We start from the raw sequence: 9,556 nt of genomic DNA, 5'->3' as shown, positions 1-9,556 counted from the left end.
CGAGCCGCCAGAGCTTGCGGGCATTCGCCGACAAGAGCCTGTCGCGCTCGGCGATGCTACAGCCCGAAAGCAGCGCATGGGTCGCCGCCACCCAGGTCGACAGGCCGCCACCAAGCGTGCAGACGGGCCAATCGCTGCCCCAGACGACACGTTCCCAGCCGAATTCACCGATGGTGTGTTCAACAAAAGGCCGCAATGTCTCGGCCGTCCAGCTGCCGGGATCGGCATAGGCAACGACGCCGGAGATCTTGGCCATGACATTCGGGCGTCGCGCGATCTCGCTCATATGCTCGCGCCATGGATGCTCGGCGTTGCCCTTGATGTCGGGGACGCCGCAATGGTCGAGGACGAACTGCACGTCGGGCGCCAGGTCGGCAAGGGCAATCGCCTTCGGAATCTGATGCGGCAGCACCACGAGATCGAAGGTCAGGCCGGTGCCACCGAGCCGCTTGATGTTGTCGCGGAACAGCATGCCTTCCGATAGCTCGTCGGGCATGACATGGAGGACACGGCGGAAGCCCTTGACGAAGGGATTTGCCTGCTGGCGTTCGAGATAGGCCGGAAAATCCTCGTCTTCCGGCCGGCAGGAGGCGATCGCCCCGACCAGCAGGCTGCCAGGCTGCCGTGACAGCCCTTCGACACGACCGGTCTCGGCCTCGATGTCGGCCGGATCGACATCCACTTCCATGTGCAGCACGCGCTCGACGCCGACACGGTGGGCCTCCAAGGCGTATTCCTCGTAAGAGAAATCGCGATTGAGCGCTGGTACACCGCTCAGCCAGGGATAACGCAAGGCCGAGCGATCGATGAGATGCAGATGGGTGTCGATGATCATGGCAGCGTATCCCTCATAGCGCCCCAACACTATCTCGCTGAAAAATTCATTATTCAAATAGGAAATTACGACGATTGAGGTACGTCCGAGCCGGCCAATCGCGACAATCGAGTCGCTGCGCCCTGCAGCAACTGGATCGTCAGCGTGATGTCAGGTGCGTTCGCCGCGTTTACGAGGGTGATGTAAGGAATTGTCAGCGCCGCGATAGCGCGGCCATCCGGTCCCAGCACAGGTGTCGAAAGGTTGTAGACGCCGGCCGTCTGCAGCGAGGCCATCATCTCGTAGCCGCGGTCGCGAACCTGGTCGAGCCTGGCAAAGAACTCGGCCGGCTGCGCCGCCTTGTCGGTGCTGCGGACGTGCTCGGAGATCATCATCTGCCGTTCTTCCTGTGACCGGAAGGCCAGCAGGACATGTCCCGAACCGGTGTCGAACAGGCTGATATGGGAGCCGACCCGGATCGAGATGCCCCAATAGTTCGGCGCCTCCTGCTGAGCGATGACGACAGCGGAGCCGCGATCAAAAACAACAAGTTGGTTTGCCTGCTGCGAGGTTTCGGCAAGTTCGCGCATCACCGGCGTCGCGTAGGAAACCAGCCGCCGCACCGGGGCGTGCAATTGCGCCAGGCCGAACAGCTTCAGCGTCAACGAATAACGGTCGCCGTCCAGCCGGGTGACGTAGCCGCGCCGCACCAGCCGGTCGAGCATGCGGTAGAACTCATTGGGGCTGCGATCGAGTTTCTTGGCGATTTCCGCCTGGGTCAGGCCACCGTCAACGCCGGCCAGCAGCTCAAGGATGTCGAGCCCCTTGTCGAGCGCCGGCGCGCGATAACGCTCGTCTTCGCTGTCGTCCATGGCTCATCCCCCTCAGTGAATTCGATTCTTCATATACGCAGGAACAAGGCCGACGGAAACAAATTTCGCCTTGACGTATCCGTGAATGTTTTGTTTGTATATGAATGTAGCGCTTCTTGTCATCAGACGAGTTGCGGTCGCCGCTGAGGCGCACCCAGGGAGGATACCAATGAACAGACTGCTTTCCGGCGTGTCCGCCGGCGCATTGGTGCTTGCATTCGGTGCAGGCACTGCCCTTGCCGGCGACCTGCCCGGCAAATTCGAAGGCGTCACCGTCGACGTGAAGCTGATCGGCGGCCAGCAATATGAAAAGCTCTACGAGCGCATTCCCGAATGGGAAAAGGCGACCGGCGCCAAGGTCAATATCCTGACCAAGAAGAACGGCTTCGACATCGACAAGGAACTCAAGTCCGACATCGCCTCGGGCAGCACCAACTGGTGCGTCGGCTGGAACCATTCGTCGTTCGCGCCGCAGTATACGGGCCTCTACACCGACCTCAGCAAGCTCTTGCCCAAGGAAGAGATCGACGCCTTCGTGCCCTCGACGATCCAGGCGGCAACCATCGACGGCAAGCTGATGATGCTGCCGCGCGCCCAGTTCGACGTTTCGGCGCTCTACTACCAGAAGAGCCTGTACGAGAACGCCGACAACAAGACCAAGTTCAAGGCGAAATACGGTTATGACCTGGTGCCGCCGGACACCTGGAAGGAAGTCGCCGACCAGGCCGAGTTCTTCGCCAACCCGCCCAATTTCTACGGCACGCAGTTCGCCGGCAAGGAAGAGGCCATCAACGGCCGCTTCTACGAGATGGTCGTCGCCGAAGGCGGCGAGTATCTCGACAAGGACGGCAAGCCGGTCTTCAATTCCGAGGCCGGCATCCGGGCGCTCGACTGGTTCGTCAATCTCTACAAGGCCAAGGCCGTGCCGGCGGGAACGACCAACTATCTGTGGGACGATCTCGGCCAGGGCTTTGCCTCCGGCACCGTCGCCATCAATCTCGACTGGCCGGGCTGGGCAGGCTTCTTCAACGATCCGAAGTCGTCGAAGGTCGCCGGCAATGTCGGCGTCAAGGTTGCACCGAAAGGCTCCTCGGGCAAGCGTACCGGCTGGTCCGGTTTCCACGGCTTCTCGGTGACCGAGAATTGTCCGAACAAGGAGGCGGCGGCCTCGCTCGTTTGGTGGCTGACCAACGAGGACAGCCAGAAGCTCGAAGCCGCCGCGGGTCCGCTGCCGACCCGCACCGCGGTGTGGGACTGGGACCTGAAGCAGGCCGAAAACGATCCTTACAAGAAGGAGGTTCTTGCCGCCTTCCAGGAAGAAGCCAAGCACGCTTTTGCCGTGCCGCAGACGCCTGAGTGGATCGAAATCTCGAACGCCGTCTACCCCGAGTTGCAGGCGGCGATCCTCGGCGACAAGACCTCCAAGCAGGCGCTGGATGAAGCCGCCGCCAAGGCGACGCAGATCCTCGAAGACGCCGGCAAGCTCTAGAAACCGCTACCAAGGCCGCCTCCCCCCTGACGATTGGGGGAGGCGATCGCGCGTCGCCGGGCGCTGACCAATCCACGATGGCCTTTCAGTTCCTGGCCCGGTCCTCGAAAACAAGAGGCACCGATAGTTGAATGCAACACCTCACGGGATCCTGATGAAGGGCTTCAAGCCATCCGCGCCATTCCTGCTGCTGCTTCCAGCCATGATCGTGCTGGCGGCGGTTGTCGTGGTGCCGTTGCTGTTGTCGCTCTATTCCAGCTTCACGCCTTTTCGTTTGACGCGGCCCGAGACATTCTTCGTCTTCGTCGGCTTCAGGAACTATCTTTCGATCCTGTCCAACGCCGATTTCTGGTGGGCGTTCGGGCGCACCGTTCTTCTGCTGACGATCGCGCTCAATCTCGAAATGCTGCTCGGCCTCGGCCTGGCGATGCTGGTCGAGAAGGCAACGCGCGGCCAGCGCATCCTGCGTACGCTGATGATGTTTCCGATGATGTTCTCGCCGATCCTCGTCGGCTTCCAGTTCAAATTCATGTTCAACGACAATATCGGCCTGGTGAACAATGCCTTGCAGTCGCTCGGCATCACCCAGGACGCCATACCGTGGCTGATCGAAGGCCATCTTGCCTTCATCGCCATTTCAATTGCCGAGACCTGGTCGTCGACAGCGATCTTCGCGATCCTGATCCTCGCCGGTCTTCTGGCCATGCCGAAGGAACCGATCGAGGCGGCGCGGGTCGACGGCTGCACGCCGTGGCAGACATTCCGCTATGTAACGTGGCCGTTCGTGATGCCCTTCGCCTACATCGCCATGACCATCCGCTCGCTCGACGTGGCGCGCGCCTATGACATCGTGAAGATCATGACCGATGGCGGACCGGCGGGCCGCACCGAACTCCTGTGGACCTTGGTGGCGCGCACCGCCTACAGCGACGGGCGCATGGGCATGGCCAACGCCATGGCCTATTTCTCGATCCTGCTGTCGATCGCCTTCACCGTCTATTTCTTCAACAAGCTCGCCGCGGCGCGCACCCAGATCGGTGCTGAGTGGTGAGGCGCGCGTGGTGAGAATGGACGAGAATTCTTCCGCCCGCCTGAAGCGCCGGCTCACGGGCATCGTCTATCGCATCGGCCTGTTCCTGGCGATGCTGACGATCTGCCTGCCTGGTCTGTGGATCGTTATCTCGTCCTTGCGGCCAACCGTCGAGATCATGGCCAAGCCGCCGGTGTGGATCCCGCAGGAGATTTCATTCGACGCCTATGTCGCCATGTTCAGCGGCATCGGCAAGGGCGGCATCCCGGTGATCGAATATTTCCGCAACTCGCTGATCATCTCGGTGACCTCGACTGTCATTGCGGTCGCCATCGGCATGGCCGGCGGCTACGCCTTCGCGCGCTACCGCTTTCGCGGCAAATCGAGCGTCTTCCTCGGCCTGATGCTGACGCGCACGGTGCCTGGCATCGCCTTGTCGCTGCCGCTGTTCTTCCTCTATGTGCGGCTTGGCATCATCGACACGCATTTCGGACTGATCCTTGCCTATGTCGCGCTCAATGTGCCGTTCACGATCTGGCTGATCGACGGCTTCTTCCGTCAGGTTCCAAAAGACCTGGCGGAGGCAGCCCAGATCGACGGCTGCACGCGCTGGCAGGCCTTCTGGCAGGTCGAGTTCCCGCTTGCCGGGCCGGGCATCGCTTCCGCGGCGATCTTCGCCTTCCTGACCTGCTGGAATGAATTCGCGCTGGCCTCGCAACTGACCCGCTCGGTCAGCGCCAAGACGCTGCCGGTCGGCCTGCTTGATTACACGGCCGAGTTCACCATCGACTGGCGCGGCATGTGCGCGCTTGCCGTGGTGATGATCATCCCGGCGCTGACCCTCACCTATATCGTCCAGAAGCACCTTGTCGGCGGCCTGACCTCCGGCGCGGTGAAAGGCTGACCCAATGGCAACCGTTTCCCTCACCAAGCTGACCAAGCGCTACGGCAATATAGAGATCGTGCACGGCATCGATCTCGACATCACCGACCGCGAATTCATCGCGCTGGTCGGCCCGTCCGGCTGCGGCAAGTCGACGACGCTGCGCATGATCGCCGGGCTGGAGGAGATCAGCGATGGCTCGATCGAAATCGGCGGACGCATCGTCAACGACCTGCCGCCGCGCTCGCGCAACATCTCGATGGTGTTCCAGTCATACGCGCTCTATCCGCACATGACTGTGCGCGAGAATCTCGGCTTCTCCCTGAAGATCGCCGGCGCCGCCAAGGAGGACATGGATCGTCGCGTCGCCGAAGCGTCGGCCATCCTCGGCCTCGATACGCTGCTCGACCGGCGCCCGTCGCAATTGTCCGGCGGCCAACGCCAGCGCGTCGCCATGGGCCGCGCCATCGTGCGCGATCCGGATGTGTTCCTGTTCGACGAGCCGCTCTCCAATCTTGACGCCAAGCTGCGCACGCAGATGCGCACCGAGATCAAGAAACTGCATGCCAAGGTGCAGTCGACGGTGATCTACGTCACCCATGATCAGGTCGAGGCGATGACGCTGGCCGACCGCATCGTCATCATGCGCGACGGCTATATCGAGCAGGTCGGCACGCCCGACGAGGTCTTCCGGCGGCCAGCGACGCGCTTCGTCGCCGGCTTCATCGGCTCACCGCCGATGAACCTGCATGAGGCGACGATCGATGACGGCCAGATGGTTTTCGCCAGTGGCGAGAAATTGCCGCTGCCTGGGCAGTTCAAGGCCAATGTCGCCGTCGGCGACAAGGTTGTGTTCGGGCTGCGGCCGGACGACATTTATCCGACTGGCCACGGTATCAGCTCCGGCAGTGTGGCGGACGTCCATCAGATCGAACTGCCGATCACCGTCACCGAACCGCTCGGCAACGAGACGCTGGTGTTCGTCGAATTCAATGGCAGCGACTGGGTTTCGCGCATGCTGAACCCCAGACCGCTGAAGCCGGGCGAGCGGGTTGCCATGAGCCTCGACATGTCGCAGGCGCATCTGTTTGCCGCCGAGACCGGAACGACATTGCGGAGTTGAAGGCATGGCCAGAATCGAGAAAGTCGAATTGCGGATGGTGGACCTTGTGCCCAAGGTCAAGCGCACCGACGCCATCCAGAGTTTCGTCAGCCAGGAAACGCCAATCGTGACGATCACCGATTCCGACGGCGCGGTCGGCACCGGTTACAGCTACACGATCGGCACTGGCGGTTCGTCGGTGATGCGGCTGCTCTCGGACCATCTGGCGCCGCGCCTGATCGGCCGCGATCCCGACATGATCGAGGCGATCTGGCACGATCTCGAATTTGCCACGCATGCCACCACCATCGGTGCGATCACCGCCATAGCGATCGCGGCGATCGACACAGCACTTTGGGATCTGCGGGCAAAGAAGCAAGGCCTGCCGCTGTGGAAGCTGGCCGGCGGCGCCAAGGATCGCTGCCCGCTCTATACAACCGAAGGCGGCTGGCTGCACATCGAGACTCAGGCGCTGATCGACGACGCGCTGGCTGCCAAGGGCAAGGGGTTTCGCGGCTCGAAGGTGAAGATCGGCAAGCCGCACGGCGCGGAGGACCTGGCGCGCCTGTCGGCGGTGCGCAAGGCGGTTGGCGACGGCTACGAGATCATGACCGACGCCAATCAGGGCTTTTCGGTCGACGAGGCGATCCGGCGCGCGGCAAGGCTGCGCGAGCTCGACCTCGCCTGGATCGAGGAGCCGCTGCCGGCCGACGACGTTGACGGCCATGTGCGGCTGTCGAACTCGACGCCGACGCCGATCGCCATTGGCGAGTCGCTCTACTCCATCCGCCATTTCCGCGAATATATGCAGAAAGGCGCCTGCTCGATCGTGCAGGTCGATGTCGGCCGCATCGGCGGCGTCACCCCGTGGCTCAAGATCGCCCATGCGGCGGCGGCCTTCGACATTCCCGTCTGCCCGCATTTTCTGATGGAGCTGCATGTCAGCCTGACCTGCGCTGTTCAGAACGGCAGATATGTCGAGTACATTCCCCAACTCGACCAGTTGACCGGCAAGCATATGCGCATCGAGGACGGCCAGGCGCTGGCGCCCGACGAACCGGGCATCGGCATCGACTGGGACTGGGACGCGGTGAAGGCCATGAGCATCGCCGAATTCACCACGGCGATCACCAGATAGGGAGACGGGCATGCAGCGGATGGGGATGGTGCTGGGGCTGAAATCGGAAAAGGCCGAGGAATATGTTCGCCTTCACGCCGCCGTCTGGCCTGATGTGCTGACCATGATTTCGGCCTGCAACATCAAGAACTACTCGATCTACCTGAAGCAGCCGGAGAACCTGCTGTTCAGCTATTTCGAATACCATGGCGCCGACTACGCGGCCGACATGGCTAAAATGGCGGCTGACCCGAAAACCCAGGAATGGTGGGCCGTCTGCATGCCTTGCCAGGAGCCCTTGGCGACGCGCAAGGAAGGCGAATGGTGGGCAGCGATGGACGAGGTCTTCCATCATGACTGAAGGCGGTTTTGACCCTGCCTCACTCGTCCAGGCCTGGCCCAAACCCTCGGCGCCCCGTCCGATCGTCACCTTCGGCGCCGGGTCGATCGTCGGCGATGCGCATTTCCCGGCCTATAGGAAGGCCGGCTTTCCGGTCGCCGGCCTCTACGATCCAGATCATGCCAGGGCGACGCGGCTGGCGGAGCGATGGGGCGTGTCAGCCTTTCGCTCGGTAGCTGAGGCCGCCGCAGTCGACGACGCGATCTTCGACCTCGCCACGCCGCCCTCCCGCCATCCCGATGTGCTGACGGCATTGCCTGACGGCGCAGTAGCGTTGATCCAGAAGCCGATGGGCAGCAACCTCGCCGAGGCGACCGCAATCCTGGAGATCTGCCGGACCAAGAACCTCAAGGCGGCCGTGAACTTCCAGCTGCGCTTTGCCCCGATGATGCTGGCACTCAAGGATGCCATCGCTAAGCGCTGGCTCGGCGAAATCGTCGATTTCGACGCCTGGCTGGCGCTGGCGACACCGTGGGAGCTCTGGGAATTCCTGCTCAAGGCGCCGCGTGTCGAGATTGCCATGCATTCGATCCACTATCTCGATCTGATCCGGCAATTGCTGGGCGATCCCAAAGGGGTGCACGCCAAGACGCTCGGCCATCCCAACCATGCCGTGGCGCAGACACGCACCAGCGCCATTCTCGACTATGGCGGCACCGTGCGTTGCGCGCTGTCGATCAACCACGACCACAAGTTCGGCCGCCGGCACCAGGCCTGCGAGTTCCGCATCTGCGGCACTAAGGGTGCTGCCTATCTCAAGCTCGGCCTCAATCTCGACTATCCGCGCGGCGAGCCGGATGTGCTGGAGATCTATCCGAAAGGCGGGACGGACTGGGTCGCCGTGCCATTGGCCGGCGAGTGGTTTCCCGACGCCTTCGTTGGTCGCATGGCCAATGTCCAGCGCTTTGCGGCCGGAGAAGATGCAACGCTGATCAGCCCGGTCGAGGATGCCTGGAGCACTATGGCGCTGGTCGAGGCGGCCTATCAGTCGAGCGCGGCGCCGGCGACGCCGCTCGCGGAAAGACCCTGATGGAACAGATCCAGTATTTCGAGGACTACGAGATCGGTTCGTCACGCCTGACCAGCGGCCGCACCATCACCGAGACGGACTTCGTCGTCCATGCCGGCCATACCGGCGATTTCTTCCCACACCATATGGATGCCGAGTTCATGAAGACGACGCCGTTCGGCCAGCGCATCGCTCACGGCACGCTGGTGTTCTCGGTCGGCGTCGGGCTGACGGCAAGCGTCGTCAACCCGGTTGCCTTTTCCTATGGCTACGACCGGCTGCGCTTCATCAAGCCGGTGTTCATCGGCGACACGATCCGTACGCGCACCACTATTGCCGCCAAGGAAGACGATCCCAAGCGGCCAGGTTCGGGACGGGTGATCGAGCGCTGCGAAGTGATCAACCAGCATGGCGATGTCGTGCTGGCGGCTGACCATATCTATGTCGTCGAACGTCGAGACAAGCCGAAGCAGGCTTGACTCGCGCTGCTTCGACCCCAGCGCCCAAGCCGTCTCGAAAAGTACCGTCACCGCCCCAGCAAAGGCATTAGCCAGAAGCCATCGCGATCGACAAGCAACCGGTGTTGCACACACCCTGCTGCGGGCGGTGTGATGTGAGCGCTGGCATCCACTCGATTCCTGCCCAATTTCCGGCTAGCCTGGGCGATAGATGGCTCAGTTCTGGCGGGTGAATCATAATCAGACCGCCCATCAAGAGATTGATGGGCAGCACCTTTGGTCCCCCAAGACCGAGAGCAATGGCGCGCGAAGTGAGTTCTACAACAATATGCGCCGTGCAACGCCCGGCGACCTTGTCCTTTCGTATGCCGATCAAGCAATT

General features: G+C 62.2%; 10 protein-coding genes. 8 read left to right on the top strand and 2 right to left on the bottom strand.

Annotated features, from left to right (window positions below; genetic code table 11):
• Nucleotides 1-835, bottom strand: an 835-nt coding sequence (locus tag MESS2_RS17475) for an amidohydrolase family protein (RefSeq protein ID WP_040593403.1), incomplete at its 3' end; no start/stop codon positions are given.
• Nucleotides 836-900: 65 nt separating this feature from the next.
• Nucleotides 901-1,686 (bottom strand): IclR family transcriptional regulator, encoded by a 786-nt coding sequence (locus tag MESS2_RS17470; protein ID WP_008875707.1) that lies wholly within the window; start codon nucleotides 1,684-1,686, stop codon nucleotides 901-903.
• 169 nt (nucleotides 1,687-1,855) lie between these two features.
• Here MESS2_RS17470 and MESS2_RS17465 point away from each other — a divergent pair, with 169 nt between their 5' ends.
• The 8 genes from MESS2_RS17465 to MESS2_RS17430 all read left to right on the top strand — a co-directional run bounded on the left by MESS2_RS17465 (nucleotide 1,856) and on the right by MESS2_RS17430 (nucleotide 9,195).
• Nucleotides 1,856-3,175: an ABC transporter substrate-binding protein gene (locus MESS2_RS17465; RefSeq protein ID WP_008875706.1), complete on the top strand. Its 1,320-nt coding sequence runs from the start codon at nucleotides 1,856-1,858 to the stop codon at nucleotides 3,173-3,175.
• 154 nt (nucleotides 3,176-3,329) lie between these two features.
• Nucleotides 3,330-4,226, top strand: coding sequence for a carbohydrate ABC transporter permease (locus tag MESS2_RS17460; RefSeq protein WP_008875705.1), 897 nt, complete (start codon nucleotides 3,330-3,332; stop codon nucleotides 4,224-4,226).
• Between the two features lie 16 nt (nucleotides 4,227-4,242).
• Nucleotides 4,243-5,109, top strand: coding sequence for a carbohydrate ABC transporter permease (locus tag MESS2_RS17455; RefSeq protein ID WP_008875704.1), 867 nt, complete (start codon nucleotides 4,243-4,245; stop codon nucleotides 5,107-5,109).
• A gap of 4 nt (nucleotides 5,110-5,113) precedes the next feature.
• Nucleotides 5,114-6,211 (top strand): ABC transporter ATP-binding protein, encoded by a 1,098-nt coding sequence (locus MESS2_RS17450; RefSeq protein ID WP_008875703.1) that lies wholly within the window; start codon nucleotides 5,114-5,116, stop codon nucleotides 6,209-6,211.
• A 4-nt stretch (nucleotides 6,212-6,215) separates the two neighbouring features.
• Entirely contained in the window at nucleotides 6,216-7,328 is a 1,113-nt protein-coding gene (locus MESS2_RS17445; protein WP_008875702.1) for a mandelate racemase/muconate lactonizing enzyme family protein, read from the top strand.
• A 10-nt stretch (nucleotides 7,329-7,338) separates the two neighbouring features.
• The gene (locus tag MESS2_RS17440; protein ID WP_040593401.1) at nucleotides 7,339-7,668 is read left to right on the top strand and encodes an L-rhamnose mutarotase; all 330 of its coding nucleotides are present in this window, start codon (nucleotides 7,339-7,341) and stop codon (nucleotides 7,666-7,668) included.
• Entirely contained in the window at nucleotides 7,661-8,737 is a 1,077-nt protein-coding gene (locus MESS2_RS17435; RefSeq protein WP_008875700.1) for a Gfo/Idh/MocA family protein, read from the top strand. Before MESS2_RS17440 ends, MESS2_RS17435 begins: the two co-directional genes overlap by 8 nt.
• Nucleotides 8,734-9,195: a MaoC/PaaZ C-terminal domain-containing protein gene (locus MESS2_RS17430; RefSeq protein WP_040593405.1), complete on the top strand. Its 462-nt coding sequence runs from the start codon at nucleotides 8,734-8,736 to the stop codon at nucleotides 9,193-9,195. The genes MESS2_RS17435 and MESS2_RS17430 overlap by 4 nt, the downstream gene beginning before the upstream one ends.
• Nucleotides 9,196-9,556 lie beyond the last annotated feature (361 nt).

Origin of the sequence: Mesorhizobium metallidurans STM 2683, assembly GCF_000350085.1 — a bacterium.
Classification (GTDB): Bacteria; Pseudomonadota; Alphaproteobacteria; order Rhizobiales; family Rhizobiaceae; genus Mesorhizobium; species Mesorhizobium metallidurans.
This window is presented reverse-complemented; position numbering and strand designations above follow the sequence as displayed.

What these genes read in the sequence shown, in the direction of transcription:
- MESS2_RS17440 (WP_040593401.1), top strand. Translation starts at nt 7,339, where the DNA reads ATGCAGCGGATGGGGATGGTGCTGGGGCTGAAATCGGAAAAGGCCGAG.
- MESS2_RS17455 (WP_008875704.1), top strand. Translation starts at nt 4,243, where the DNA reads ATGGACGAGAATTCTTCCGCCCGCCTGAAGCGCCGGCTCACGGGCATC.
- MESS2_RS17465 (WP_008875706.1), top strand. Translation starts at nt 1,856, where the DNA reads ATGAACAGACTGCTTTCCGGCGTGTCCGCCGGCGCATTGGTGCTTGCA.
- MESS2_RS17470 (WP_008875707.1), bottom strand. Translation starts at nt 1,686, where the DNA reads ATGGACGACAGCGAAGACGAGCGTTATCGCGCGCCGGCGCTCGACAAG.
- MESS2_RS17460 (WP_008875705.1), top strand. Translation starts at nt 3,330, where the DNA reads ATGAAGGGCTTCAAGCCATCCGCGCCATTCCTGCTGCTGCTTCCAGCC.
- MESS2_RS17445 (WP_008875702.1), top strand. Translation starts at nt 6,216, where the DNA reads ATGGCCAGAATCGAGAAAGTCGAATTGCGGATGGTGGACCTTGTGCCC.
- MESS2_RS17450 (WP_008875703.1), top strand. Translation starts at nt 5,114, where the DNA reads ATGGCAACCGTTTCCCTCACCAAGCTGACCAAGCGCTACGGCAATATA.
- MESS2_RS17435 (WP_008875700.1), top strand. Translation starts at nt 7,661, where the DNA reads ATGACTGAAGGCGGTTTTGACCCTGCCTCACTCGTCCAGGCCTGGCCC.